Here is a 26275-nt window from a genome sequence, read left to right on the forward strand (position 1 = left end):
CGGCTTTATTTTTCAGCGATCAAGCCACTCAGCAATTTCTTCGAACGTTCCGCGATAGACAATCTTCTCCGCTTTCTTTCCAAGCTGATAGCTGTACATCGGGTCGTAATAATCATTCAGCAACGGGGCAAGCCAGCGGAAGTGCGCATCAGTGCTGCCAGAGCGTTGTTGTTCCAGCAGCGCGGAATCTAACAACTCGGTGAATTCTGCATACCGCTGCAGCCCCAGACGGCGGCGAATGGCGAACAGGCCGTGGTGCAGGTACTCGCTGTACTCTTTCCAGCCTGCTTCATCACCGTAAGCCGCAGAAAAATCTGCCCACATATGGTCGAAATACTCTTCTCGCAGGCGCTCAAGACGGATATCAAACGGGTCGTCGACGACAACGATAGGAGCTTCAACCATACGGTCGCGCAGGCACTCCGGAAGGTGGTTGGAACCAATCATCCGACCTTCATCTTCCAGCACCCAGCGTGCAGCGTCTTTTTTTAATAGCTCAACCGCAAGGTGATTTTCAAAGCTGGCCTGGGAAAGCTGCGGCGTGAGCGTGCGGCCAAACGATGAACCGCGATGGCGCGCCAGCCCTTCCAGATCAATGCCCTGGACATGTTGCTTCACCAGCAGGGTTTTACCGCTGCCGGTACAGCCACCGATAAGTACCATCGGTTTTTGTGACTGCTCGGTTGTGACCTGAATCGCCGTCTGACGCAGGGCTTTATAGCCGCCGCGGATCAGCGGGTAGTCGACACCCGCCTCTTTCAGCCATGCCTGTGAGATGTGCGAACGCTGGCCGCCGCGTGCGCAGCAGAGATAGCCCTCAGGATGGGCAAGGCTGGCCTCCCGCCAGGCGTTGATCCGTGCCTCACGCGTGGCGCCGTTCACCAAACTATGGCCGAGCGCCAGCGCGGCCTCGGGGCCCTGGCGTTTATAGCAGGTGCCGACGGCGGCGCGTTCGTCGTCATTCATCAACGGCAGGTTAATGGCGGCGGGCATCGCACCCTGGGCAAATTCGATCGGCGCGCGAACGTCGATTAAAGGGGTATCGGACGCGAGGATCGCGCGATAGTCCGTTCCATCGTTCATGGTTATTCCAGAAGAAAACTCAGCAGCAATGGGCGGGAATTGTACGCCGGGGAAGGGGAAGGTCAACTCCCCGGCGCAGGTGTGTTACTTGATCTTAGACTGTGCCCAGACAATTCCGCTCGCGTATTCCGGCGGCAGAAGAGGGATGATGGCTTCGAGGGTGGCGCTCAGACGGCCCGTGTCGCTGTCGTTCAGGTTCAGGTGACCGACCTTACGACCCGGGCGAACCTCTTTGTCATACCAGTGCAGGTGTACCAGCGGCAGCTTAAGCCAGTCGTAGTTCAGATCGGTGCCGATCAGGTTGATCATCACTGACGGGCTATTCACCACCGGCTGCGGCAGAGGCAGCTCAGTGATGGCGCGCAGGTGCAGTTCGAACTGGCTGATGGACGCGCCGTTTTGCGTCCAGTGGCCGCTGTTGTGAACGCGCGGCGCAAGCTCGTTGATCAGCAGACCTGACGGGGTGACAAAGCACTCCATCGCCATTACGCCGACGTAGCCCAGTTCGTGCATGATGGCAGACAGCATGTCTTCCGCCTGTGCCTGTTGTTCCGCACTGGCCTGCGGAAACGCCACGCTGGTGCGCAGAATGCCGTCCTGATGCAGGTTATGCGTTAGCGGATAAAACACAGTGTGGCCATCATGCCCGCGTGCGCCGACCAGCGACACTTCGCCGCTAAAGTTGATACCTTGCTCAACGATACACTCGCCGTAGCAATCATCCGGCAGTTCTGCCGTTTCATCTGCACGCAGGCGCCACTGACCGCGGCCATCGTAACCGCCCACGCGGCGCTTCACGATGGCCAGTTCGCCCAGCATCGCGAAAACATCATTCCACTCGCTTTTATCCGACAGGAGCTGCCACGGTGCAGTCGGCAGACCGAGCTTGTCGAACAGCTGCTTTTGCGTCAGACGGTCGGCAATAATCGGGAAAACATCGCGGTTAACAAAGGCGTTATGACGCGCCAGCTCGCGAGTCAGCGCCGTTTCCGGCCAGCGTTCGATCTCGGCGGTGATCACGCTCTGGTGGAACGGTACCGCTTCAGGTTCATCATCCAGCCCGACGGGCCAGACGGAAATACCCAGCGGTTCACCCGCCTGGCGCAGCATACGGCCCAACTGACCGTTACCGAGGACGCAAACCTGCTTCATGCCGCACCCCGTGGGTCCGGATTGTCCAGCACCTCGTCGGTCTGTGCTTTACGCCAGTCAGCCAGACGCTGATGTAAGTCTTTATCATGCGTCGCCAGGATCTGCGCAGCCAGCAGGGCAGCATTTGCAGCACCCGCTTTACCAATCGCCAGCGTGCCGACCGGAATACCCCGCGGCATCTGCACGATGGAATAGAGACTATCGACACCGCTCAACGCAGCGCTTTGTACCGGTACGCCCAGAACGGGGACCAGCGTTTTAGCGGCAATCATGCCTGGCAGATGTGCTGCGCCGCCCGCACCGGCAATGATCACCTCATAACCGTTCTCTTCAGCGCCTTCGGCGAAGCTGAACAGTTTGTCCGGTGTACGGTGTGCGGAAACCACTTCAACGTGGTGCGGAACATTCAGGATTTCAAAGATTTCGGCGGCGAACTGCATGGTAGCCCAGTCGCTTTTGGACCCCATCACGATGGCGACACGCGCCGGATTATTGCGGGAAGACATGCGTCTTAAAACTCCTGTGGTGCGAAACACACTGCTTTCGAGGGCACAGAGAATAGCATGTAATACGGGGAAGGAAAACGGTTGCGCGGTTAAAACTTGAGCCGTTGTGACCGCCTGGACATAACAAAACAGACCGCAATCTGGCGGTCTGTTTTCATCAATCAGGTGTCTTTATTTGGTCAGTTCTGCGGTCATGTACACGCGGTTGTTGACCTGTGCGCTGGTGATTTTGTAAGACGCACCTTGTTCAGCAGCCTGAGCGGCGATTTTCGCTTCTGCGCGGTCGAGTGTAGAAGCACTCGCGCTGACGCTCTGAGCGAAAGAACCAAAAGAGATCATAGAAAGAGCGGCAACTGCAACGAAAGTTTTGATGGATTTCATGGTCGTATTCCTGAAGTAATTTATCTGGGATAGGGCGTGTTGCCCTGATGTGATAAATATTAGGCTAACCATGGGCTGATTAAAATCGGAACAATTTGCCAATGTTGTTCAAAAAAATAGAATTATATTTGAGGGGTTAAAACGGAAAAGCGATCAGCTCTACACTCTCTGGTGTGACTTTGACCATGGAGCCTTCACTGTGCCAGGCACCCAGTACGACGCGGTGGGCCGGTTCGCCGTTGGCGATAAGGGAATGTACATCGGGGCGATGAGTATGACCGTGGATCAGCCACTGGACGCGATGCTTTTCCATCACGTTGACCACTGTCTGCGGGTTGACGTCCATGATGGTCATGGATTTGCTGCTGTTGGCGGCTTTACTGCCCGCGCGCATTCTGGCTGCGATACGGTTGCGGATAAACAGCGGCAGGGACAGGAACACTTTTTGGATCCACGGGGTGTGGACTTTGGCGCGGAAGGCCTGATAACCGGTATCGTCGGTGCAGAGCGTATCGCCGTGCATGATCAGGATCTTTCGGCCATAGAGTTCGAGCACCTGTTCTTCCGGCAGCAGTTGCATACCGCTTTCGCGAGCGTAGCGCTTGCCGAGCAGGAAATCACGGTTGCCATGGATGAAGTAGCAGGGAACGTCGGAATCCACCAGCGCATTAATGGCTGCAGCCATTTCCCGGTGCAGCGGGTTAGGATCGTCGTCGCCAATCCAGGCTTCAAACAGGTCGCCCAGAATGTACAGCGCGTCGGCGCTTTTCGCTTCACCGCGTAAAAAACGCAGAAAACCGGCGGTGATCGCCGGTTCTTCTGTTTGCAGATGCAAATCCGCAATAAAGAGTGTCGCCACCAATTACTCGCTGACGGTCACGCTGGTAATCACTACGTCTTCTTTAGGAACGTCCTGGTGCATGCCGCTGCGGCCAGTAGAGACGGCTTTGATCTTATCAACCACGTCCATACCTTCAACCACTTCTGCGAATACGCAGTAGCCCCAACCCTGCAGGCTTTCGCCAGAGAAGTTCAGGAAGTCGTTGTCGGCCACGTTGATGAAGAACTGGGCAGTAGCAGAGTGAGGCGCCTGAGTACGGGCCATCGCCAGCGTGCCACGGGTGTTTTTCAGACCGTTGTTCGCTTCGTTTTTGATCGCTTCTTTGGTCTCTTTCTGGTGCATGCCAGGTTCAAAACCGCCGCCCTGGATCATAAAGCCGTTGATCACGCGGTGGAAAATGGTGTTGTTGTAGAAACCTTCGCGGCAGTAGTCCAGGAAGTTTTTAACTGTTTCAGGCGCTTTGTCATCAAAGGTTTTGATTACGATATCGCCATGATTAGTGTGGAAAGTAACCATTTTTGCATCCTGTTCCGTTATTGTGGTGCGTCAACCCGTGTTCGGGTCACATATAGGGGCTTGTTATAGCATAACCACAGGACGCGATCACCTTGCATTGTGTGCTGATCCTATTCCGAATTATGGGTATTATAGGGAACAAACAACCCACACACGTGTTTACATGGAATCTTCGATGTTAAAAATCTTTAATACAATGACGCGCCAAAAAGAGGAATTTAAACCTATCCATGCCGGGGAAGTCGGCATGTACGTGTGTGGTATTACGGTTTACGATCTCTGTCATATTGGTCATGGCCGTACCTTTGTCGCCTTCGATGTTGTTTCGCGCTACCTGCGTTTTCTGGGGTACAACCTGAAGTACGTGCGCAACATCACCGACATTGACGACAAAATCATTAAACGCGCTAATGAAAATGGCGAGAGCTTTGTGGCGCTGGTGGACCGCATGATCGTTGAAATGCACAAAGACTTTGATGCATTAAATATTCAGCGCCCGGACAGTGAGCCACGTGCGACCCACCATATTCACGAAATTATTGAAATCACCGAAAAGCTGATCGCACGCGGTCATGCCTACGTTGCGGATAACGGCGACGTGATGTTCTCCGTGCCGACGGACCCAACCTACGGCGCGCTTTCCCGTCAGGATCTGGATCAGCTTCAGGCCGGTGCCCGCGTTGACGTCGTTGACGTGAAGCGCAACCCGATGGACTTCGTGCTGTGGAAGATGTCCAAAGAGGGTGAACCGAGCTGGCCATCTCCGTGGGGCGAAGGGCGTCCTGGCTGGCACATTGAATGTTCGGCGATGAACTGCAAACAGCTGGGCAACCATTTCGATATTCACGGCGGCGGCTCGGATCTGATGTTCCCGCACCATGAAAACGAAATTGCACAATCTACCTGTGCACATGGCGGCGAGTACGTTAATTACTGGATGCACTCCGGGATGGTGATGGTTGACCGCGAGAAGATGTCTAAATCGCTGGGTAACTTCTTCACCGTGCGTGACGTGCTGAAGTATTACGACGCGGAAACCGTGCGTTACTTCCTGATGTCCGGCCACTATCGCAGCCAGCTGAACTACAGCGAAGAGAACCTGAAGCAGGCGCGCTCGGCGCTGGAGCGTCTGTACACCGCGCTGCGCGGTACCGACAGGTCTGTTCCTGCTGCGGGCGGCGAAGCGTTCGAAGCGCGCTTCATTGAGGTGATGAACGACGACTTCAATACGCCAGAAGCGTACTCCGTGCTGTTCGACATGGCGCGCGAAGTGAACCGCCTGAAGTCAGAGGATATGGCGGCAGCGAATGCGCTGGCGTCCCATCTGCGTAAGCTCTCTTCCGTTCTCGGCCTGCTGGAGCAGGAGCCGGACGTGTTCCTGCAAAGCGGTGCGCAGGCGGACGACGGTGAAGTGGCGGAAATTGAAGCGTTGATCAAAGCGCGTCTGGAAGCGCGTCAGGCGAAAGACTGGGCGGCGGCAGATGCGGCGCGTAATCGTCTGACCGAGATGGGTATCATTCTGGAAGACGGCCCTCAGGGAACCACCTGGCGTCGTAAGTAATCTTCCCCTCACCCTAACCCTCTCCCGCAGGGAGAGGGAATGGTCAGGTTTGCTCCCTCTCCCCGTGGGAGAGGGCCGGGGTGAGGGCATCAGCGCGCACGTCTTCTCCACCACAGCAACCCCATCAGCACGACTCCCGGCAGCCACACCCACAGCAGTTCTGAAATGATTACCTGATGCCCGTACGGCGTGGTGTAGCGTGACAGCGCAAACGGCGCGACCTTAATGACCTGCCACGGCGCAAAGAAGCGTTCGTCTGACCACGGCCACAGCCAGCCAACCCCTTTTCCACCCGTGGTAATGGAATCCAGCAGGCTGTGCGACAGTAATGACACGGTTAAAAACAGCCAGCACCGGGTCAGGCTGGCTCTGAACCATCGTCGACCGATCAGAACGCAGAGTATCGGCACCACAAAGGCAAACAGCAGGGAGTGAGTAAAGCCGCGATGGCCGAAAACATTGCCGTAGGCAACGCCGAACTTAAACGCCAGCACGTCGGCGTCTGGCAACATCGCGAGGACAATTCCGGTGAACAGCAGACGAGGCGGAATAACTCTGGTTCCCAGGCCTAAACCCAGGCAAAGCGGAACAGCAGCGTGCGTAATAACGGTAGGCATTGACATTATCCATGGCAAATCATGGAAATATAGCAGTAATCTCGCGCTAACAGACCTGTGCTAAATTCTGATTTTACGCCGACTCGCGCGCGATAAGCTGCCCGGAAAGCGTAATCCGCTGCGTTTGCAAGTCCGGCTCTTTCAGCTTGCGAATAATCAACCCGGCAGCCTGACGCCCCGTCTCTTCACTGGCGGAGGAGACGTAGGTCAATGACGGTGACGTGAGGTTTACGTGCAGCATATCTTCGAAACCGACCAGCGCGACCTGCTGCGTCAGAAACACGTCTTTACCCACCGTACGTCCTACCTGATGAATCGCTGATATAGAGCCGATCATGGCATCAGGCGAGTGGCAGAGCAGGGCGGTGATGGTGTTGTTTTTTTCCAGCAACTGACGAGTGGCGAAACCCGCGGCCAGCGTGTCATCACTGCAGGCCGGAGAGTATTCATCGCGCCAGACCAGCCCGTTTTGCGTCATCGCGCTGCGAAAACCGAGCAGACGCTGCTCGCGGATAAGGCAGCCCTCACGCCCGCCAATGTAGGCGATATTGCGATGGCCGCGTTCGATAAGATAACGTACCGCCAGATTTGCCGCCTGACGGTTATCACGCATCACCAGGTTGCATTTTTCATCCAGCAACGACTGAGAGACCGCAACCAACGGCAGTGGGCAATGACGAATGTGTTCCGGCAGGGTGGATGTCCGGGTGTCAGAAGCCAGGTAAATCACACCGGCGACACCCTGCTGTTTAAACGACAGCAGGCAGCGCTCAAGATGGTCATAGTCATTCTGCGGCTGGCCGAGAAACACCATATACCCCTGTTTTTCCAGCTCCTGGACGATGCTCGCCATCACCTTGATGGAGAAGCTGTCGCTGAAGTCACGGAGGATAAGACCAATAAGATTGGAGGTGTTGGCGCGAAGGTTGGCGGCGGCGACGTTATGAACATAGCCCAGGGTATTGATGGCAGCGTTGACCTTCTCGATCGTTGCCTCTGAGATTTTCCCTTTCTGGCGCAACACCAGCGAGACGGTTGAGACCGAAACGCCCGCGTGCTTTGCGACATCAATAATGCTGACTTTCTTCAAAACCGCTCCCTGAAATTTGCCGATTATCAGCCAGATAAAACACGTCTCCCAGCGTACAGGAGACGTGTCGTTCAGGCATCTTATTATTTGCCGATCATGGTGGACATGGTCTGGGCGATAAACTGTGCTCTGGCACCGAAAATCACCTGAATACCGTTGTCGCCGACGAAGACCACGCCGCGCGCGCCAAGTCCGTTCAGGCCGTCTTTATCAACTGCCTCGCTTTTTGCCACTTCCAGACGCAGACGGGTGATACAGGCGCCGACGGAGTCGATGTTATGCGCTCCGCCCAGCAGGGTGATGATCTCGGTCGCGAGTTCGGAATCTGACTTCTCATCCGCATTGGCTGTCACTTCAGTGCGGCCCGGGGTTTTCACGTCGAAACGACGGATCACAAAGCGGAACGTGAAGTAATAAATCAGGCCCATTGGAATGCCGATGATAATGGCGTTCAGGAAATTGGTTTTGTAACCGTTAAACGACGGCAGGATCCCGAATGACAGATAGTCGATAAAGCCCGCGGAGAACGACTTGGCGATATGCGCATGCAGCAGATACATGGTCATATAAGCCAGGCCCGCCATGATGGCGTTAAAGACGTACAGAATCGGCGCCACGAAGATAAAGGTAAACTCAACCGGTTCGGTGATCCCCGTCAGGAAGCAGGTCAACGCCGCAGAGAACAGAATACCGGCCGCGATTTTCTTATTCTTCGTATGGGCTTCGTGATACATCGCCAGGCACGCCGCAGGCAGCGCGAACAGCATCAGCGGGAATTCACCCTGCATGAACTTACCGGCATTCTGGTAGGTGTCGCTGCTGAAGGATTTGACCCCTTCTTCCAGCATCTTGAACCAGATGGTTTGGTCGCCGTGGATCACCTGGCCTGCCTGGGTGGTGTAATCCCCAAACGAATACCAGAAAGACGGGTACCAGATATGGTGCAGTCCGAGCGGGATCAGCGCGCGTTCCACCAGACCGAAGATAAAGGTCGACGCCGCCTGATTATCGCCGTTAACCACTACGGATAGCGCGTCGATACCGGCCTGGATATGTTGCCAGATGTAGGGCAGCAGCAGCCCCATCAGGAACGAGAGGAACGCCGTTGCAATTGCCACGAAGCGCTTACCGGAGAAGAAGCCCAGGAACTCCGGGAGCTGCATGGTGTGGAAGCGGTTATAGCACCAGGCCGCAAGAATACCGCAGATCAGGCCGCCGAAGACGCCCATTTGCAGCGTCGGGATGCCGACCACCATGGCATATTTCCCGCCCTGAGAGGCCATTTCCGGCGTGATGCTCAGCACGGTGCTAATGGTGATATTCGTGACAAATACCGATACCGCCGCAGACAGCGCAGCAATACCGGATTCTGACGCCAGACCCACGGCAGAGCCAATGGCGAACAGCATCGGCAGGTTATCAAAAATAACCCCGCCTGCGTTCATCATCAGCGGCAGGTGGAACTTATCGCCGAAGGCCAGCAGCAGGCCCGCAGCGGGAAGCAGTGAAATTGGCAGCATCAAGGCGCGACCAATCATAGACAACTTAGACAGCGATTTAACAAACCCTGATATCAGACTCATGCTGATTTCCCCCGAGTAGCGCTTTTTTTGGCGCTGTTATTGTAAGTAGAACGTTTTAGTAGAACGTTCTACTTATCGTGGGCAAAGTGTGAAAAACGCGCAACTGAATTTTCACTATTCAACAGAGGAAATAGTGATTATTTGAAGTTGATCGATAAATAACCGTGATGGGTGTGAGGGGATTTTTAACCCTCTCCCTTTGGGAGAGGGTTGGGGTGAGGGCATCAAATGGCTCAGGCCGTAACGGTCACGCTCTGTCCTTCAAAGCTCACGGTCTGTCCCGCGACAATCTTGCAGCGCTTGCGCGTTTCCACCACGCCGTCGACTTTTACTCGCCCGTCGGCGATCACGATTTTCGCCTGCGCGCCGCTTTCGCTCCAGCCTTCCAGCTTCAGCAGATCGCACAGCTCAACGTGTGGGTGTTTTCCTAATGAAAATGTCGCCATCTTACGCGTCCTCTACATCATGGTACTCTTCGCATGCCTGCAAAGTATTCTGAATCAATGTGGCAACCGTCATCGGGCCTACGCCGCCCGGTACTGGGGTGATGTAAGAGGCACGTGCCGCAGCATCTTCATACACTACGTCACCGACGACTTTGCCGTTTTCCAGACGGTTAATTCCGACGTCCACGACAATCGCACCCTCTTTAATCCATTCACCTGGAATAAAGCCCGGTTTCCCGACGGCAACGATCAGCAGATCGGCGTTCTCTACGTGGTGACGCAGATTTTTGGTGAAACGGTGGGTGACGGTAGTGGTGCAGCCGGCCAGCAGCAGTTCCATGCTCATCGGGCGGCCCACAATGTTGGAGGCACCAATGACCACGGCGTTCAGACCGTAGGTGTCAATGTTATAACGCTCCAGCAGCGTCACGATACCGCGTGGCGTACATGGACGCAGACGCGGTGCACGCTGGCACAGGCGGCCAACGTTGTACGGATGGAAACCGTCAACGTCTTTATCCGGTGCGATACGCTCCAGCACCTTCACGTTGTCGATGCCTGCTGGCAGCGGCAACTGAACCAGAATACCGTCGATCTCTTTATCGGCATTCAGAGTGTCAATAAGTTCCAGCAGTTCTGCTTCGCTGGTGGTTTCTGGCAAATCGTAAGAGCGGGAGACGAAGCCCACCTCTTCACACGCTTTGCGTTTGCTGCCGACATAAATCTGTGATGCCGGGTTGCTGCCAACCAGCACAACGGCCAGCCCAGGGGCGCGTTTTCCGGCGGCTTTACGCGCCTTCACTTTTTCCGCAACCTCAGAGCGCACCTGCTGCGCAATCGTTTTACCGTCAATAATCTTTGCTGCCATCAGAGAGAAGATTCCGTCTGTAACGTTTGAAAGGGGGGATTGCCTGTATTTTGTCAGAAGCGAGCGCCGCTGTCAGTCACCCTTTGCGAGTTTTCATCAGTAGGGCGTAAAAACCCTTCCGGATGGATGGTCAATTTCTTAGGCGGGATTAGGATGTGACCTGGAGAAATGGCAGCGTTTTGACATATTTAAAAAATGATTCCTGAGCTACTTTGTCTCCTCCGAAATAAGCTTTCAATTCAACAATTGAACGTATTTCTTATTCCCGATTATTCGCGGGAAGGGTTATTTACATTTTAAAGGAATAGACATGAAACTCAGCAACATTGCTTCTTCTGTTATTGCAACTCTGGCCCTGGTCGCGGGTGCCGCTCATGCAGATCCGGTTTCCGTAAATGGCGGTACTGTGCATTTTAAAGGTGAACTGGTTAATGCTGCATGTTCAGTAAATACCGATTCTTCCGAGCAGACTGTTAATCTCGGTCAGTACCGTACCGCGAAATTCACTAAAGTGGGCGACACTACCTCTAATATCCCATTCAACATTGAACTGAACGATTGCGATCCACTGGTAGCAAAAACCGCTGCTGTTGCGTTCACCGGTCAGATTGATGCAACTGACAAAACCCTGCTGGCAGTGACTTCCGGTAACAATGACAACACCGCGAAAGGCGTGGGTATCGAGATCCTCGACAGCAAATCCAGCGTTCTGACCCCAGACGGTGCAACCTTCTCTGCTGCGCAGAACCTGATCGAAGGAACGAACACCCTGCAATTCACCGCGCGTTATAAATCAACGGCTGCGACCACCGAGCCAGGCCAGGCAAACGCTGACGCCACCTTCGTTATGAAATACGAATAATTCGTACAGGGATGTCCAGGCCTCAGGGACGAGGCCGTCATACGCTAATGCCAGGAACGAAGGATGACAAAAACGGGAGCACTACTGCTTTTAACCCTTGCGATGGCTAACCAGGCATCGGCACATACTGTGGTGATCGAAGGCGGGAAAGTTCACCTCAGAGGTGAGCTGGTGAACGGCGGCTGCGCCGTGGCGCCCGACAGCCAGAATATGCGCATCGACATGGGACAGTATCGAACCAATTCATTTGCCGGGGTGGGCAGTTTTTCCACGGTGAATGTGCCCTTCACCGTGCGGCTACTGGATTGCAGCGTTGATGTCTCGCGCACCGTGGGGATCCAGTTTCAGGGCGTCACACCCGCAGAAGATCCGCAGGTTTTTCTGGCGACATCGCGGCCAGGTGAAACACCTGTCAGCAGCGGTGTGGGGCTGGCGCTCTTTGACGAACAACAACGTCAGATTATCCCAAATGCCACTGCCGTCAGCTGGTTGCCGGTAAATACCAGTGAACTCGCGTTTCATTTTAGCGCCCGCTATCGGGCTATTTCCGAACATCTCATGCCAGGCAATATTCAGTCGGATGTCTGGTTTACGTTGATTTATCCATAACACCTGCGAACACATTATTAAAGGTACGGTTGTGATGAATACCCGAATTAAACCAGGACTTTTTTTATCGTTTATTTTGATGATGGTTTCTGCTTGCGCGAATGCTTCCGGCGGTATTGCGCTGGGGGCCACGCGCGTTATTTATCCGGCAGATGCGAAGCAAACGTCGCTGGCGATCACTAACAGCAACAAACAAGAACGCTATTTAATCAACGCGTGGATCGAAAATGCGAACGGGCAAAAAGAAAAAACCTTTGCCGTCACACCGCCCCTGTTTGTGAGTGAGCCAAACAGCGAAAACACGCTGCGTATTATTTACGCCGGACCGACGCTGCCCGCCGACCGCGAATCGCTCTTTTACATGAACGTGAAAGCGATCCCGTCAGTGAACAAGGAGAAAACGGAAAACAATAACGTGCTGCAGCTGGCGATCCTTTCGCGTATCAAACTGTTTGTACGCCCGAACAATCTGGCGATGCAGCCGGAAGAGGCGCTCTCCCAGCTGCGTTTTGAGCGTACTGGCAACCACCTCAAAGTCAGCAACGCGTCTCCGTATTACATCACCCTGGTCAACATGAAGCTGGGTGGTAAGACGCTGGATAACCTGATGGTTGCGCCTAAAAACTCGGCACAGCAGGTACTGCCAGCCGGTGCGAGCGGCACGCTCTCCTGGCAGAGCGTGAATGACTACGGTGCCATTACACCGGCGCGTAGCGTCAACCTGTGAGCAGAGTCAGGGCGATGAAAAATCATCTGGGACGTTACTGCCCGGTTGCACTGGCGCTGATGGCCGCGCTCTGGCCGCAGGCTGGCTGGAGCGAAAGCTACTTCAACCCGGCCTTCTTGTCCGACGATACCGCCAGCGTGGCGGATTTGTCGCGTTTTGAACAAGGTCACCAGCAGGCACCCGGCGTTTATCGTGTGGATATCTGGCGTAACGATGAGTTTATCGGCACCCAGGACGTGCGTTTTGAGCAAGCCGAAAACACCCCGCCAGTGGCGGGCGGTTTATCGCCGTGCATCACGCGCGCGATGCTCGATCGCTTTGGTGTCAATGTTGCGGCATTTCCTGAACTGGCAAATGTACAGGGCGATACCTGCGTTCCGCTGACCACGGCCATTCCTGGTAGTGAGACGACATTTAACTTTGCCTCTCAGCGTCTGAACGTCAGCCTGCCGCAGGTGGCGTTGCAGAACAGCGCCCGTGGCTACATTCCGCCTGAACAATGGGATGAAGGCATTCCCGCCGCACTGTTGAACTACAGTTTCACCGGTAACCGGGGCAGCGAAGACGACAGTTATTACCTGAACCTGCAGAGCGGGTTGAACTATGGCGCCTGGCGTTTACGTAACAATGGCGCATGGCGTTACACGCAGAATAACGGGCAGCGACATAGCGAGTGGCAGAATATCGGTACCTGGGCGCAACGCACCGTTATTCCGCTTAAAAGTGAACTGGTGCTGGGTGACAGTAATACCGGTAATGATGTCTTCGACAGCGTCGGTTTTCGCGGCGGACGGCTCTTTTCATCTGACAGCATGTACCCTGACAGCCTGCAGGGCTATGCCCCAACCGTACGCGGAATTGCCAGGACGCCAGCTAAAGTTGTGGTGCGTCAGAACGGCTATGTCATTTATCAAAGCTATGTCCAGCCCGGCGCGTTCGCCATTACCGATCTCAACCCGACCTCCTCAAGCGGTGACCTGGAAGTGACGGTCGAAGAGAAAGACGGTACCCAGCAGCGCTATACCGTGCCGTACTCCACCGTACCGCTCCTGCAGCGTGAAGGGCGCTGGAAGTACGATCTTGTTGCCGGGGATTACCGCAGCGGTAACAGCGATCAGGATACGCCATTCTTTACTCAGGGAACCCTGATTACCGGTCTTGCCAATGGTTACACGTTGTACGGTGGTACCCAACTGGCATCTCGTTATACCGCGGTGGCTATCGGGGCCGGAAAAAACCTCGGTGACTGGGGCGCGGTTTCGCTCGATATTACCCACGCCCGCAGCCAGCTCGCGGACGACAGCAAACATGAAGGACAGTCTCTGCGCTTCCTCTATGCGAAATCACTCAACGGCTTCGGCACCAACTTCCAGTTGCTGGGTTACCGCTACTCCACAAAAGGGTTTTACACCCTGGACGATGTGGCCTGGCGCTCAATGGAAGGTTATCAGTATGCGGATAACCAGGATGATAACAGCGTCCCGGACGTGCAGAGTTATCACAACCTGACGTGGAATAAAAAAGGGCGCTTCCAGCTCAATGTATCTCAGTCGCTTGGGGATTATGGATCGGTATATATCTCCGGCAGCGAGCAGAGCTACTGGGGAACCGACGAGACAAACCTCTGGTATCAGCTGGGGTATGCGGGGGGCGTGAAGGGGATCAACTACTCCGTTTCCTGGTCGTGGAACAAATCCGTCGGGATAGAAGGTACCGACCGGATCGCGTCGTTTAACGTCTCCGTGCCGTTTAGCCTCTTTACCCGTCAGGGATATCGCCGTGACAGCGCGATTGACCGCGCCTATGCCACGGCATCCGCCAGCCGAAACAGCGATGGCGATACGAGCTGGCAAACCGGCGTCAGCGGTACGCTGCTGGAGGATCGCAACCTGAACTACAGCGTGACCCAGGGACACACCAGCAATAATGGCTCAAGCGGTAGCGCCAGTGCCAACTGGCAGGCGACTTACGGCACGTTGGCCGCGGGTTATAACTACTCACGCGATCAGCACGATCTCAACTGGCAGCTCTCCGGGGGCGTTGTCGGTCATGCCGACGGGGTGACCTTCAGTCAGCCACTGGGCGACACCAACGTACTGATCAAAGCGCCGGGAGCATCGGGCGTCAGTGTGGAAAACCAGACCGGCGTGAAAACCGACTGGCGAGGCTATGCGGTGATGCCATATGCCACCGTCTATCGCTACAACCGCGTGGCGCTGGATACCAACACCATGAGCAACAACACCGATATAGAAAACAACGTGAGCAGCGTGGTGCCAACCAAAGGCGCGCTGGTACGCGCCAGCTTTGATACGCGTATTGGTGTGCGAGCCCTGCTGACGGTGACACGCGGTAACCAGCCCGTGCCGTTCGGTGCAGTGGTGCGCGAAACCCAGAGTGGCGTCACCAGCATGGTGGGGGATGACGGGCAGATCTACCTGAGTGGGCTGCCGCTGGAAGGGGAACTGCTTATCCAGTGGGGCAACGGGGCGCAGTCCCAGTGCCGTGCACCTTACAGCTTGCCTGAACAGAGCCTGCAACAAGCGATCACACTTAAGGGGATCAGCTGTGATTAAAACCCAAATCTTTGCCCTGTCGCTTCTGGCGTTACTGCCCGCGACAAACGCATTAGCGACCGTGTGCGTCAATGAAAAAGGTGTACCGACGGAAGTGCATTACGACCTGACGGATAAATTTAATAGTTCGAATAACCAGGTTGGGCAGGTCGTGACGCTCAGCGAGAAATCGCAGTGGGTAGGGGTGAATGCCGTCTGCCCAAAGGGCACGACCGGTAATACCACCAAACGCAGCTATGTGACAGATTACCCGATCACCGGGACCAGCGATGGTTACCAGTATCTGAAGCTTAATGACTATCTTGACGGGGCGATGAAAATCACGGACAGCTTTGCTGGCGCGTTTTATCCACCCAAAAACTATATCCAGATGGGGAGTCATCCGAACGTTTCAAAAAACAAACCGTTTGGTGTTCAGGATTCCAGCCTTATTTTCCGCCTTAAAGTGACGCGACGCTTTATCAATATGGTGGTGATCCCACGTGCCACCATGTTCCGTGTTTACGTCACCACCACGTCCTCCGATCCGTTAACCACGCCGGTCTACACCATCAGCTACAGCGGAACTATTCAGGTGCCGCAGAGCTGCGCCATCAATGCCGGTAATGTGGTTGAGTTTGATTTCGGCGACATTGGCGCCTCTTTGTTCAGCAAAGCGGGCGTGGGTAACAAGCCGGAGGGCGTCTCATCGCAAAGCAAAACCATCGCGATTAAATGCACCAACGTGGAGGCGAACGCCATGCTGACGATGCGTGTCGAGGCTGAAAAGGTCTCCGATAATGTACTGGTGTCCGATAACCCGGATGTAGGCTTCATCATTGCCAACGAGAGCGGTGCGCCGCTCACGCCCAACAACCTGACGAGTAAAATTCCGTTCCGTCTCGACGACAGTGCGCAGGCGCAGGTGGGGATCCGGGTCTGGCCGGTGAGCGTGACGGGCAACAAGCCAGCGGAAGGGCGCTTTACCTCGCGCGGATATTTGCGTGTGGATTACGACTAAGGAGCCGATATGCGAAACGGGATCCGTTTTATCACCGTGGCGCTCTTTGCGCTTTGCACACAAGCTCAGGCGGAAACCGCGTTGGGCGAAATTAACATTCGACTCTACGGCAATATTGTCGATTTCACCTGTGTAGCAGAGGGGAGCGATAGCGACAAGACCGTCACGTTGGGTACCTGGCCGACTAAACAGCTGAGCTCCACCGGGACCCGCACGCAGCCCATGCCGTTCACGCTGAAGCTGACTGGCTGTCCGCCGGGCGCTGCGTCGATCACGTTTTCAGGCAAAGCTGACGGAAGTAATAACGGGTTGCTGGCGTTGAATGACGCCAGTACAGCAAGTCATGTCGCCGTTGAGATCAGGGATGCGGATAAAACGCGCCTGCCGCTTCAACAGGCCAGCCAGCCAGTCACGGTTGATGCGCAGGGGAATGCAATTCTGTCGTTTTATGCCAATTATATTGCCACTGCCGATAACCCTCAGCCCGGACAGGCTGACGCTGATGCCACTTTCATGATTAACTATAATTAGCACTGACCGCACTCCCTGCAGCTCAGATAAGCTGCAGGGAGTGAATTCAGGTTATAGCAGTTCGTGCGCTTTGGCGTAATCAATTAATTCCACGATACTTTGCACGCCCAGCTTGGAATAAATGTTGGATTTGTGCGCACTAATGGTTTTGTTACTCAATAGTAGCTGTTCAGCTATTTCCTTATTGGATAATCCATTCGCCAGATAACGTAATACCGTGACTTCACGATTCGATAATGGCATATCCACTGCGATCCCTTTCCCTGAACCCTGGTGATTTATAAAATTCAGCGTTTCCGACGGGAAAAAAGAATAGCCCATCAGGATCATATCTACGGCATTGTAGATCTCACCCAGGTCTTTTCGTTTACTGACAAAGCCATTTGCCCCGGCTCGAATGGCACGGCCTGAGTAAAACAACTCTGATTTCGACGAGAGGAACAGAATCTTAATGTTTTTATTTAAGTTTCTGATTCTCTTTAGTAAAGCGAAAGCATCTGTACTGGTGAGTTCGATGTCAAGGATCACCATATCAATAGGGTGATTACGGATACAGTCAAGGACTTCATGGCTGTCGCCAGACTTGAGCTTGACGGTGATATTTTTATTTTTCTGTAGCAGGACTTCTATCGACATTCTGACAATAGGGTGTTCGTCCATAATGATAACGGATGCCGGTTTCATTTTTAATGCCTCAGATTGTTAAAAGCGTTATGTAGAGTTTTGTAAAACTCACGAAATGCCGGAAGGATATAATGTGCAGATCCCTATACCGAAGTATTTCCCTGGAAAGAGCGAAAGCATCCTTGTTTACGTAATGAAAAGAACTATGCCTCAGCGCGGTCATCTCATTTGGCTGGTGTTGGCAAAAAGGTTTTTCTTATTCAGATTTGGTACGCATCTTATTATACAGGGTAAGTTTTTTCCGAAAACCCTGTAAATTAATATCCGTGTGTTGGTTTGTATTATCTTCTGGATCTGAATAGCTAATTTTTTAAAATTAGCGGAAATGTCCTGGTATCTCATTTACCGCATATTTTCGTCTTTATGTAATAACAAAAAATAACAGATATCTCTGTATGTTGATTAATTGTTAACAAAATTACGCCTTTTTTAAAGGGGCGAACCCGCTGTGGAGAGGTTAAAAATTACCCTCACAGGCCGTCAGACCTTCATCTGAAAGTTCTTACGTTGACCTGGATAACGGTGTCTGCTGTACAGGAGAACATGCTGACCGCTTCGCTTTTTACTCCTGGAAGGCGTCACCAAGCTGCTTGTTTTTACATCATTATCATCTTATTAACGCCTTCTGCATTCACTTAACGGATGGAGGAAAGTTCTGCTGTTTCGTCAATTTGTGGTATTTCACAAGGTTCACGCCCATAAATTAGGAATAGTTATAATTTCGATTTTATTGTTAAGAATTAACATTTTTGCAACGTAAGTGGTAAGTAAATTCCTAAACCGCTTTAGGAAATAAGGGGTTAGGATGTGAGTGAAAACGTGCAGTCTGAGAGATTATTAAGAAGATGCAGCAATTCCTGGCGATGGCTTAGCCCGAGTTTCAGCAGGATGCAGCTAAGACGATAGATAATGCGGCTATAGGGACGATTCTGCATATGGGCAATCTGACGTAATGTCTTGCCCCGGGAAAGTTCCTGCAGGATGGGCCATTCATTGCGCGAGAACCAGTCTTTCCCGGTACCCTGCGGGGGGCGGGTATCCAGCAGGCTGTGCTGGAGCGCAGTGGCGTTCAGCTGACGTTCGAGCACATGAAAGGGACCTGCCGCTTTGCAGAAGAGGCGGGTGTCATAATTATCGGCCCGGACCAACAGCCAGGGCGTAAGGAAAGGAGGAAACAGGCTATGCCGTCTCAACTGATCCAGTTTCTCCAGAAGCCCCGTGGACCGGCTTTCAATATCCACGACCAGACGGGCTGATGGCCACTGCGACTGAGCGACAAGGGCATCGTCCAGCGTGGCGTAGTCGCAGCAACTGCTCAGGGGAAACTGCCCGTTGAGAAAACCGGTGCGCAGGAAGTGATCCTCCGTCACCAGAAGGATAAACGGGGCGTCTGTTTTGCGGGGCTGGCTGATGGACTGGCTCAAAAATTCGAGTCGGTCGAAAAAGGGGGGAGCAAAAGGCGAGTGCGTAAATCCCAATGCATCACTTCCTGTACGCCGCCGCCTGTAACGGCGCACTGTCATTCGCATGGTCTCCCTCCTGGAAATGGCTTTTTAATCCTCCGGCCATGTCCAGGACGGCCAGTAATACCCCTGGCCGAGATCTGCGCCCGCCTGCAGTGCCCAGGTGTGATCGCGCTCAGTTTCAATCCCTTCGATAAGCACTTTCCCGGCAAGCTGAAAGCAAAGTGAAACCAGTTGCCTCAGCGCAGGGGTGGCGCGTAAGCGCCAGAAAGCTTCTTTATCAATCTTGATGCCGCTTAACGGTAGGCGACAGGATATAAACGACGATATTAATACTTCATCAATATCATCCAGCCAGATGCTGTGCCCCTGCCTTCTGAGTTGCTGCAGGTTCTGAATGACGCTCTGTTTCTGTGCAACAGACAGCGCCAAAAAAGCCGCGAGATCGACGATCTCAATATTCAGCGGAGCCCCACTCAGCCGGATAAGTCGCTGAAAAGATTCTGACTCTGTCAGGACGGTTATCGGCAGATTAATAAAAAGGTTATGACAGTGCGGTGTATTTTTTAACGCGACAAGCTGCGCTTCAAGCAGGGTTATCGACTCTTCTGCGGACTGACGATGGAAAAACGCCTCACTGTGCCGCGTTTCGGACATGATGCTAAGCACCTCAGCGCCAATCTGACGCAAAGAGGTGAGGGCGACAATGGGCTCAAGTTTAATGCCGACGATGTCCTGAGAAAGGGTCTGTAGCTGGGGGGGCGTATAGATCAGGTTTTGCGCTGTCACTCCATTGTCCTGTTGTCTGTCAGCCTCCGGGCGGCCGGGATACCTCTTACTAGTGTGACGAGGTGACGTTCAGGAAAACAGCAGGCGTTACTTAAATGCCACTAAGCCTTTTCGCAGCGCATAATTTTACGGTGAATTTGATGATAATGTTGAAAAAACAGCCGTATTTACAACCGACTAGTCGTTATTGGGCCTGAAAACGGAAAAGGCATTGACTCACCTGACATTGACCGTATAATTCTTCGCGTTTCACCACCGCGAAGTTCACTCTTCTCAGTGCGCCCTTAGCTCAGTTGGATAGAGCAACGGCCTTCTAAGCCGTAGGTCGTAGGTTCGAATCCTACAGGGCGTGCCATTATTAATCATGCACTTACGCCTCTTTTACTTCCTCCTTATTTACGTTGTGGGACATATTTGGGACATCAACACCAAAAATAGAGTCAATTTGCTTCGCATGCTCAGTTAAATGGTTAGGTGCTAAGTGGGCATATCGACGGACCATTTCGATGCTTTCCCAGCCGCCCATTTCCTGAAGTACGGATAACGGCACACCGGACTGAATTAACCAGCTCGCCCATGTGTGTCTCAGGTCGTGGAATCTGAAATCCTCAATACCTGCACGACGGCATGCAGCATTCCATGCGCTCTGGTCATCCACCCGCATTTTCCTAACTGATGGAGTCTTTGATCCATCTGGACGAACACCGGCTTTCATGTGGACGAACACCCATTTATGATGATTGCCAATCTGATCGCGCAGTACCTTACATGCTGTATCATTCAGCGCTACGCCAATAGCTCTGTTTGATTTACTGTCTTCAGGATTCACCCAGGCAACACGACGCTGCATGTCGATTTGCTGCCATTCCATATTGATGATGTTCGAACGACGAAGGCCGGTTGCCAGCGCAAACTTAACAACCGATTTCAGTGGCTCAGGACATTCCTCAATAAGCCTCTTCGCCTCCTCATGCTCAAGCCAGCGCACCCGCTTATTCCTTACTGCAGGAACCTTAATCACAGGTGCTTTCTCCAGCCATTTCCAGTCACGTTCTGCCGCACGCAGAATAGCCTTCATCAGTGCCAGATGCTTGGCCTTGGTTGAAGTGGTGACGGGGGAAGCTGAATATACCGGCGCTGGCTGTCCATTCTTCTGCGCCGCAGCTGCCTGAATTTTCCATATCTCAAGCAGCTTGCGGTTGCTCATCTTGTTTACTGCTGAGTAAATCCTTTGCTCCGTAACATCCTTTAATCGAATCCCTTCGAAGTGTGCCAGCCAGAACGCCATGCGGCTGCGGTCGTCTTTCAGTGACTTCTTCTCGGCCTTCTCCTCAAGCCACCGCATACATGCATCATCAAACGTTACATCAGGAAAATCACCTAAGCGGTCTACTCGCCACAATTCAGCTTTGCGCTTGTCATGTAGCTCAGTAGCGAGCCGCTTGTCGGAAGTCCCAAGGCTTTCCTTAATTCGCTTCCCGCCCGGGAGCGAGTACGATGCGTACCATATTTCACCTCTGCGGAAGAGTGACATTGTGTTTCCTCTTTAATGCCATCACCCGCGCTCACGCCGACAGTATGCAGCGGAGACTGAAGCGCAGCAATGCAGGCTTGCCGTGTAGTGAGGTATGGGGATTTAGGTTTTGAAGGGTCTTTGCGTGTTGCCTGAAGGCGGCCTGTGCGGATCCAGTTGGTAGCGGTAGGTCTGGATATCTTGAGAAATGCACAGGCCTCATCGAGTGTGAGGCTGTGTGATTCCATGGTTACTCCGATGGCTTGAATCGCTTTTGGAATTCTTCCCTTGATACGCAATACTCAAGATAACTTCCGTTGAATTTAATCATCGGAAAGTCAGCAAACAGGACGCGGGAAAGGCCAACTGCTGTAACGATAAACTTTGAATTGTCACCATCAATATTCTGAGTCTCGTAAACGCAACCACCTTCGATTTTGATTTCTTCATTACCTGACATTATCTATCTCCAATAAAACCGCCATTGCGGCGGTCTAGTCGATGCGGATGTGTGGAATCTTTCCGGCTGCGATGGCGTCGTAAAGCTCATAGAGGACATCTCTCACCTTATCTATAGGTGCATGAGAAAAGTATTCATCGTGAAGCGCTGTCACGGCCTCATCGCGCCTTTTATCGTCTCGCTCCTTCTTAATCACCCCAAGAAGGTCAACGCACTCCATGCAGATGTGAATCTTGTCTTTTCCTTCAATCATGGCTGCCTTGCCAAAATTACCACCACATAACGAGCACAGGTCTTCCGGGTCTGGCTGGTATTCTTGGAATCCAATGTACTTTGGGCTGAATGTCAAACTAGGCATTCTTCATCTCCTTACGCTAATTTCTTATACACGCGAGGCTCATCAACAGTAGCCGCGCGAAGTTCGTGTTCGTGATGCACCGAGTAGTTGCCGTCATCCCAACGCACCCACGCTTTCGTATGGTCGCTATCCGGCTCAATCTGGCTCTCAACCACCCCTCTGATGCCTCCAGACTTAAGCTGCACTAACGCGCCCACAGCAAATTTAGCCATAACAAGCCCTCTGACATGTGAATGAGTGAAGGGATAGCGCTCAGAGCCATAATGCCGACTATGAGCCAGATAATTGGATTGGCGTGCATGGTGACTCCGGATAAAGAAAAACCCGCTAGGTGCGGGTTTGTTATGCGTCGAATGGGTTAGGCATTTCTGGCCTCCGCGCTTCTCTCAATGAGCCGCTTGATGCGACGATGAAGCTTTTCGTAACGCTCGGGGTCATCATTCTTAATGTCGTAGCCAGGATATGTCATGCCAACGTTGTCGAATTCGGGCTTTTCAGGTGGATAGAGCCTGTAAATTATTGCCCTCGCCTCGGCCTCTATAGCGGCGCGTCGGGATAGGTAACGGCGACCCTTAACTGATGAATGCCATACGATGGCAGTGGTTGATGTAATCACGGCTTCACCTCCTGCTGCGGTGCTGCTGGCAGTGGTTGCCAGTGGGTGACTTTAGCTCGGCTAAACCCATACTTGTCGAAAGTGGTGATGGCATAGTCGGTGGCTGAGTGCTGAGGTTTATCCATGAACACCATTATTGTGCTACCAACTTCCGGCATCCGCTCACTGCAAGCCACCCAACCATCCGGAATCACCGGAGAGTTGCAATCGGCTAACTTCCTGTTCAGCTCCAAAGCGACCATAGCGATGATCGATGTAGTCAGTGAATGCATGTGTGGATTGCTTGCCACAGCCTCCAGCCACACGACATCGTTGAATCGGTCGAAGTCGAAATCATCTGGCAACTTGTAAGCCGTCGTTACAGGTTCAACCATATTGTTGGAGTCACCGGAATGGTCGACCATAGCGAGCTTATCCTCGGTATGGTTGGTTATCGCTTCCTGAAAGCGTTCAAGCTCCACGTACTCCTGACATGACCAACCGCCATCAATGAAATCGCGAGCTTCAACAGCGTCGAAAGTGAATGATGTTTCGCAGCCAGTTGGTGAGGTTAAGCCGTACAGGTCTGCTACCGGCTTAAATTGCGTGACTGGTATGGTACCTTCATTGGTGAGGGTACCATCTGCACCCTGAAGCATGGCTGCGCGATAGGAGTTCCAGCCGACAGCTTTTCCGTGTTCAAACGCGCTGTCAAAGTTATCATCCATTTCCATCGCAGCGGGCACAGATAGCGGCGGTGGCGGGGCGGTGAATAGCGGGGCGATATTTCTTTCCAGGTCGGTAATTACGCTCCATACCGGAATAGATTCAACACCCTGATTAGCCATATCGCGATAACTGTCTGCATAGGCCAGCACTGGATTTCGCCCCGACGCCTCCGCTTCGAGCGATGCCAGCGCGATACGCGCCAGCTCTAAAATTTCATCGGAGTTTACCCACCCAACGATTTCCTCTTCGTCATAATTTCCGCTATCAATTGCACGAATTAATCTTTGCAGACGCTCTTTGGTAATAGTGCTCATGGGTTAGTCCTCAGTATCCAGAGTACGCGCGGAGTGATGCTATTCTCGCGGTGATATCATTGATGATTTCCTCCACCACCACTGCGTGCTCATGCTCATCACGCAAGACGTCAAGGGCGCAGTCTATTTCACGGAGCATATCCTGCTGCCATTCAATATCTTCTGATTCCGGGATTTCGTATTTCATGCTCACTCCCCTTTACCGGCTGTGGAGGCGCGTTCCGCGTCCCACTTCTGCATGTATTCTTCGATATCACTCCATTCCTCACCTGAACTAGCCAACGCATCAATTACTGACTGGCGGTCACTGTGCTGTTCTTTACGCTCCAGCTCAGCAATCCGCTTCTCTGCTTTCTCTGCCCTGTCTCGCTCACGCTGAAACATCTTGTGGGTAGTGTCTATTGCGCCAAGTCGTGCGGCGGATATCTTCTCTGCGGCTTCCAGCTTCTGGCACAGCTCGCAGTTAGCTTCCTGGAACTTCAGGCGCAGTCGTTCGGACTCTTCCAGCTCATCCAGCAGCGCCAGCACGGTGGCTGGGTTGGCGGCGGCGATGAATACTGAATCAACCTTGAGGCAATGTTGCGCTACCGCTTTCACGCCAACCTTCACCTCATAGCCCCGCGCTCCTTTGTGTGGCTTGTAAGACTCCCAATTACCCCATGATGTAGCGTTTGCCGCATTAGCTGATTCACGCAATGCGCGCTTGTCGATGTTGCTCATTGGGCGGCCTCCCGAGCCAACTTCTTCACTTCGCGTACAAGAGATCTCACACGCTTTTGTTCGTGAAAAAGTCTGCGGTAAAGGTCTTTGCGCATATCGTCGTACTTGATCAGCTTTTCGTAATCCCAGTACGGGTAAACGCATCCAGTGTAGGAATCACGCAAGATCTGATAATCTTCAGGAGTGATAGCCATGCCTCCGAAAAATACGTAACAGCGCTTCAGTGACTCCAAATCGCAGGCGGTTACGTCTTGATGCCCAGGCAGGCAACCAGACCACCAGTGGTCTTTAACTTTCCGCTGGCTTCCATCCCGCATATTTAGCGTCATTTCACTCCCGGCAAAAGCTTTGAAGGCTGCACTTGCTGGCGAATACAGAAGCGGGCGTTTAAATGGACCGTCACTGCCGATTAAATCTCTTCCAATCTCGTCATAGACAAAATTTAGCGGACGATTCAACACCAGCGCCTCTCTGTTATTAATCTGAACCACTGCGATAACTTTCAATTCTTCGCTCATGACTGCACTCCTTTTTTCTGCTTGTTGTATACAGCCCAGCTCAGAGCATCGAGCTTGTCACGGCCTGCTTTGTCGTACATGTGGATGCCATCGATACAGGCGTGTTCCTGCTTAACCTGCTCTTCGAGAGTGCTTATCTCTTCGTATGACAGAGTTGCCAGCTTGAGGCGATTCCAGCCAAAGTTACGGATGCGTGTCATGACTGCACTCCTTTGCGAAGCTGGGCGGCGAACTGTGCTGCAACCGCTCCGGCATCCATGAAGAAGTCATAGGATTTTTCCAGCGCTTTCTGCTCGCAGTGCTTAACTAACATCTCCACACCCTGCGCCCGCACCTCAGCCAGGAAAGCGTCGGTAGCCGGGGTTTTGATTTCAGGTTTGGCGAAAACAGGCCAGCAATCAGTACCGTCAGAATTCTTGTGGCCATCATCATCATGAACATCAAGGTATTCACCGCATGGGAGAGGGTCTTCCCAGGTTGGTGGAATGGCGTGCCAGGACAGATAGGCTTGAGGCTTATCAAACGCTGCCTTCAGCCCCGCATTCTCCGCAGCCATCTTCTCAACCTGCATCTGCAGATTCTCGTGAGCAGTAGTCTCTGCACGCAGAGCGCGCTGAGACTCTGCAAGCTTCTGCTCTAACTCTGTGAACTTACGCACCAGGTATTCAGCGTTCGTTTCGTTAACCTTCATGTCGCCAGGCAAGCACTTGCCACGCAGGAAACCTTCCATCTCAAATAATTTCATTTCTTCGCCCTCTGGTTTAACCACGCTGTCAGGAATTTGTTCTCGTTCACGCTGGGGAATGATTGACGCTTCAGCATCTCTTCGCATGGGATATCGTTGATGGGTTTGAAACGGTGTCCGGCGATAAGCTCATTGGGAGTGATGAATGGGTCGTAGTAATTTCCGATCATGATGGCAGCCTCGATAATTTTGCTCTGACTGAATAGATTGAACGGGAGGTGACTTCTGCGATTTCATTGGGAGAGTGCGATGAAAAGAGAGCTAATTCCTTTTTGCTCCATGGCTTGTTGTCGCTGGAGATTAACTTGATGCCCAATCTTCCAGCCTTGCTCCATATCGACATTTCAGAACGCTCAAGCTTTTCCGCTATTAGCTTTGGCTCCATGGTGGTAGCAACTTCGCGCAAGAAGTCCTCCTCCCATGATTCCCACAGGAGGT

General features: G+C 53.0%; 34 protein-coding genes, 1 tRNA gene and 1 pseudogene. 8 read left to right on the forward strand and 28 right to left on the reverse strand.

Going from position 1 to position 26275, the window contains the following annotated elements:
* Positions 1 to 12 precede the first annotated feature (12 nt).
* The 6 genes from mnmH to ppiB all read right to left on the reverse strand — a co-directional run bounded on the left by mnmH (position 13) and on the right by ppiB (position 4479).
* Positions 13 to 1083: a tRNA 2-selenouridine(34) synthase MnmH gene (gene mnmH / locus ACLHV9_RS05615; protein WP_108090670.1), complete on the reverse strand. Its 1071-nt coding sequence runs from the start codon at positions 1081 to 1083 to the stop codon at positions 13 to 15.
* A gap of 84 nt (positions 1084 to 1167) precedes the next feature.
* Positions 1168 to 2235 (reverse strand): 5-(carboxyamino)imidazole ribonucleotide synthase, encoded by a 1068-nt coding sequence (gene purK / locus ACLHV9_RS05620; RefSeq protein WP_108090669.1) that lies wholly within the window; start codon positions 2233 to 2235, stop codon positions 1168 to 1170.
* Positions 2232 to 2741, reverse strand: coding sequence for a 5-(carboxyamino)imidazole ribonucleotide mutase (purE, locus tag ACLHV9_RS05625; RefSeq protein WP_028017586.1), 510 nt, complete (start codon positions 2739 to 2741; stop codon positions 2232 to 2234). The genes purK and purE overlap by 4 nt, the downstream gene beginning before the upstream one ends.
* Before the next feature lie 171 nt (positions 2742 to 2912).
* The gene (locus ACLHV9_RS05630; protein WP_028017585.1) at positions 2913 to 3122 is read right to left on the reverse strand and encodes a YdgH/BhsA/McbA-like domain containing protein; all 210 of its coding nucleotides are present in this window, start codon (positions 3120 to 3122) and stop codon (positions 2913 to 2915) included.
* A gap of 136 nt (positions 3123 to 3258) precedes the next feature.
* On the reverse strand, positions 3259 to 3981 hold the full coding sequence (lpxH, locus tag ACLHV9_RS05635) for a UDP-2,3-diacylglucosamine diphosphatase (RefSeq protein WP_108090757.1): 723 nt from the start codon (positions 3979 to 3981) through the stop codon (positions 3259 to 3261).
* Between the two features lie 3 nt (positions 3982 to 3984).
* Entirely contained in the window at positions 3985 to 4479 is a 495-nt protein-coding gene (ppiB, locus tag ACLHV9_RS05640) for a peptidylprolyl isomerase B (RefSeq protein WP_028017583.1), read from the reverse strand.
* A gap of 175 nt (positions 4480 to 4654) precedes the next feature.
* On the opposite strand from ppiB, the gene cysS reads away from it, so the two are divergent.
* Positions 4655 to 6040 (forward strand): cysteine--tRNA ligase, encoded by a 1386-nt coding sequence (gene cysS / locus ACLHV9_RS05645; protein WP_028017582.1) that lies wholly within the window; start codon positions 4655 to 4657, stop codon positions 6038 to 6040.
* Positions 6041 to 6129: 89 nt separating this feature from the next.
* On the opposite strand, the gene ACLHV9_RS05650 is transcribed toward cysS, so the two are convergent.
* The 5 genes from ACLHV9_RS05650 to folD all read right to left on the reverse strand — a co-directional run bounded on the left by ACLHV9_RS05650 (position 6130) and on the right by folD (position 10644).
* Positions 6130 to 6657 (reverse strand): metal-dependent hydrolase, encoded by a 528-nt coding sequence (locus tag ACLHV9_RS05650; protein ID WP_108090668.1) that lies wholly within the window; start codon positions 6655 to 6657, stop codon positions 6130 to 6132.
* 73 nt (positions 6658 to 6730) lie between these two features.
* Positions 6731 to 7747, reverse strand: a complete 1017-nt coding sequence (gene malI / locus ACLHV9_RS05655; protein WP_049007453.1) for a Mal regulon transcriptional regulator MalI — start codon at positions 7745 to 7747, stop codon at positions 6731 to 6733.
* An 83-nt stretch (positions 7748 to 7830) separates the two neighbouring features.
* Positions 7831 to 9330 (reverse strand): PTS transporter subunit EIIC, encoded by a 1500-nt coding sequence (locus tag ACLHV9_RS05660; RefSeq protein WP_028018405.1) that lies wholly within the window; start codon positions 9328 to 9330, stop codon positions 7831 to 7833.
* A gap of 233 nt (positions 9331 to 9563) precedes the next feature.
* Positions 9564 to 9776, reverse strand: a complete 213-nt coding sequence (gene ybcJ / locus ACLHV9_RS05665) for a ribosome-associated protein YbcJ (RefSeq protein WP_023310640.1) — start codon at positions 9774 to 9776, stop codon at positions 9564 to 9566.
* 1 nt (position 9777) lies between these two features.
* Positions 9778 to 10644: a bifunctional methylenetetrahydrofolate dehydrogenase/methenyltetrahydrofolate cyclohydrolase FolD gene (gene folD / locus ACLHV9_RS05670; RefSeq protein ID WP_008499332.1), complete on the reverse strand. Its 867-nt coding sequence runs from the start codon at positions 10642 to 10644 to the stop codon at positions 9778 to 9780.
* Positions 10645 to 10954: 310 nt separating this feature from the next.
* On the opposite strand from folD, the gene fimA reads away from it, so the two are divergent.
* From fimA to sfmF, 6 genes are all read left to right on the forward strand, one after another.
* Entirely contained in the window at positions 10955 to 11506 is a 552-nt protein-coding gene (fimA, locus tag ACLHV9_RS05675; protein WP_028018406.1) for a type 1 fimbrial major subunit FimA, read from the forward strand.
* A 63-nt stretch (positions 11507 to 11569) separates the two neighbouring features.
* The gene (gene fimI / locus ACLHV9_RS05680) at positions 11570 to 12115 is read left to right on the forward strand and encodes a type 1 fimbrial protein subunit FimI (RefSeq protein ID WP_049007451.1); all 546 of its coding nucleotides are present in this window, start codon (positions 11570 to 11572) and stop codon (positions 12113 to 12115) included.
* Between the two features lie 34 nt (positions 12116 to 12149).
* The gene (fimC, locus tag ACLHV9_RS05685) at positions 12150 to 12842 is read left to right on the forward strand and encodes a type 1 fimbria chaperone FimC (RefSeq protein ID WP_028018408.1); all 693 of its coding nucleotides are present in this window, start codon (positions 12150 to 12152) and stop codon (positions 12840 to 12842) included.
* Between the two features lie 14 nt (positions 12843 to 12856).
* Positions 12857 to 15418: a fimbrial biogenesis usher protein gene (locus ACLHV9_RS05690; protein WP_028018409.1), complete on the forward strand. Its 2562-nt coding sequence runs from the start codon at positions 12857 to 12859 to the stop codon at positions 15416 to 15418.
* A complete protein-coding gene (fimH, locus tag ACLHV9_RS05695) occupies positions 15411 to 16418 on the forward strand; it encodes a type 1 fimbria D-mannose specific adhesin FimH (RefSeq protein WP_108090667.1) in 1008 nt (335 codons plus the stop codon). Before ACLHV9_RS05690 ends, fimH begins: the two co-directional genes overlap by 8 nt.
* Before the next feature lie 9 nt (positions 16419 to 16427).
* Positions 16428 to 16949 (forward strand): fimbria assembly protein, encoded by a 522-nt coding sequence (gene sfmF / locus ACLHV9_RS05700; RefSeq protein WP_108090666.1) that lies wholly within the window; start codon positions 16428 to 16430, stop codon positions 16947 to 16949.
* 51 nt (positions 16950 to 17000) lie between these two features.
* On the opposite strand, the gene fimZ is transcribed toward sfmF, so the two are convergent.
* From fimZ to ACLHV9_RS05715, 3 genes are all read right to left on the reverse strand, one after another.
* Positions 17001 to 17633: a fimbria biosynthesis transcriptional regulator FimZ gene (gene fimZ / locus ACLHV9_RS05705; protein ID WP_049007446.1), complete on the reverse strand. Its 633-nt coding sequence runs from the start codon at positions 17631 to 17633 to the stop codon at positions 17001 to 17003.
* An 800-nt stretch (positions 17634 to 18433) separates the two neighbouring features.
* A complete protein-coding gene (locus ACLHV9_RS05710; RefSeq protein ID WP_108090665.1) occupies positions 18434 to 19162 on the reverse strand; it encodes a helix-turn-helix transcriptional regulator in 729 nt (242 codons plus the stop codon).
* 24 nt (positions 19163 to 19186) lie between these two features.
* Complete coding sequence (locus ACLHV9_RS05715; protein WP_028018415.1) at positions 19187 to 19885, reverse strand: EAL domain-containing protein; 699 nt, start codon at positions 19883 to 19885, stop codon at positions 19187 to 19189.
* Positions 19886 to 20163: 278 nt separating this feature from the next.
* Here ACLHV9_RS05715 and ACLHV9_RS05720 point away from each other — a divergent pair.
* A tRNA-Arg gene (locus tag ACLHV9_RS05720) sits at positions 20164 to 20240 on the forward strand.
* 15 nt (positions 20241 to 20255) lie between these two features.
* Here ACLHV9_RS05720 and ACLHV9_RS05725 read toward each other — a convergent pair.
* The 14 genes and pseudogenes from ACLHV9_RS05725 to ACLHV9_RS05790 form a co-directional block, all read right to left on the reverse strand.
* Entirely contained in the window at positions 20256 to 21419 is a 1164-nt protein-coding gene (locus ACLHV9_RS05725; RefSeq protein ID WP_407220236.1) for a tyrosine-type recombinase/integrase, read from the reverse strand.
* A 131-nt stretch (positions 21420 to 21550) separates the two neighbouring features.
* Positions 21551 to 21646: pseudogene (locus ACLHV9_RS05730) on the reverse strand (helix-turn-helix domain-containing protein); the annotation flags it as partial.
* 2 nt (positions 21647 to 21648) lie between these two features.
* Entirely contained in the window at positions 21649 to 21858 is a 210-nt protein-coding gene (locus tag ACLHV9_RS05735; RefSeq protein ID WP_129324768.1) for a hypothetical protein, read from the reverse strand.
* A gap of 34 nt (positions 21859 to 21892) precedes the next feature.
* A complete protein-coding gene (locus tag ACLHV9_RS05740; RefSeq protein WP_129324767.1) occupies positions 21893 to 22216 on the reverse strand; it encodes a hypothetical protein in 324 nt (107 codons plus the stop codon).
* 11 nt (positions 22217 to 22227) lie between these two features.
* Positions 22228 to 22428: a hypothetical protein gene (locus tag ACLHV9_RS05745; protein WP_407220237.1), complete on the reverse strand. Its 201-nt coding sequence runs from the start codon at positions 22426 to 22428 to the stop codon at positions 22228 to 22230.
* A gap of 146 nt (positions 22429 to 22574) precedes the next feature.
* A complete protein-coding gene (locus ACLHV9_RS05750; protein ID WP_407220238.1) occupies positions 22575 to 22832 on the reverse strand; it encodes a hypothetical protein in 258 nt (85 codons plus the stop codon).
* On the reverse strand, positions 22829 to 23854 hold the full coding sequence (locus ACLHV9_RS05755; protein WP_407220239.1) for a DUF551 domain-containing protein: 1026 nt from the start codon (positions 23852 to 23854) through the stop codon (positions 22829 to 22831). The genes ACLHV9_RS05750 and ACLHV9_RS05755 overlap by 4 nt, the downstream gene beginning before the upstream one ends.
* 10 nt (positions 23855 to 23864) lie before the next feature.
* A complete protein-coding gene (locus tag ACLHV9_RS05760; RefSeq protein WP_167347074.1) occupies positions 23865 to 24041 on the reverse strand; it encodes a hypothetical protein in 177 nt (58 codons plus the stop codon).
* A gap of 2 nt (positions 24042 to 24043) precedes the next feature.
* A complete protein-coding gene (locus ACLHV9_RS05765) occupies positions 24044 to 24574 on the reverse strand; it encodes an ead/Ea22-like family protein (protein ID WP_407220240.1) in 531 nt (176 codons plus the stop codon).
* Positions 24571 to 25092, reverse strand: coding sequence for a hypothetical protein (locus ACLHV9_RS05770; protein ID WP_407220241.1), 522 nt, complete (start codon positions 25090 to 25092; stop codon positions 24571 to 24573). The genes ACLHV9_RS05765 and ACLHV9_RS05770 overlap by 4 nt, the downstream gene beginning before the upstream one ends.
* Positions 25089 to 25292: a hypothetical protein gene (locus ACLHV9_RS05775; RefSeq protein ID WP_407220242.1), complete on the reverse strand. Its 204-nt coding sequence runs from the start codon at positions 25290 to 25292 to the stop codon at positions 25089 to 25091. Before ACLHV9_RS05775 ends, ACLHV9_RS05770 begins: the two co-directional genes overlap by 4 nt.
* A complete protein-coding gene (locus tag ACLHV9_RS05780) occupies positions 25289 to 25837 on the reverse strand; it encodes a hypothetical protein (RefSeq protein ID WP_407220243.1) in 549 nt (182 codons plus the stop codon). Before ACLHV9_RS05780 ends, ACLHV9_RS05775 begins: the two co-directional genes overlap by 4 nt.
* Positions 25834 to 26007, reverse strand: coding sequence for a DUF2737 family protein (locus tag ACLHV9_RS05785; protein ID WP_407220244.1), 174 nt, complete (start codon positions 26005 to 26007; stop codon positions 25834 to 25836). The genes ACLHV9_RS05780 and ACLHV9_RS05785 overlap by 4 nt, the downstream gene beginning before the upstream one ends.
* A complete protein-coding gene (locus ACLHV9_RS05790) occupies positions 26004 to 26243 on the reverse strand; it encodes a hypothetical protein (RefSeq protein WP_407220245.1) in 240 nt (79 codons plus the stop codon). Before ACLHV9_RS05790 ends, ACLHV9_RS05785 begins: the two co-directional genes overlap by 4 nt.
* Positions 26244 to 26275: the final 32 nt, after the last annotated feature.

This window comes from Enterobacter sp. CPE_E890, assembly GCF_046521475.1.
Taxonomy (GTDB): domain Bacteria; phylum Pseudomonadota; class Gammaproteobacteria; order Enterobacterales; family Enterobacteriaceae; genus Enterobacter; species Enterobacter adelaidei.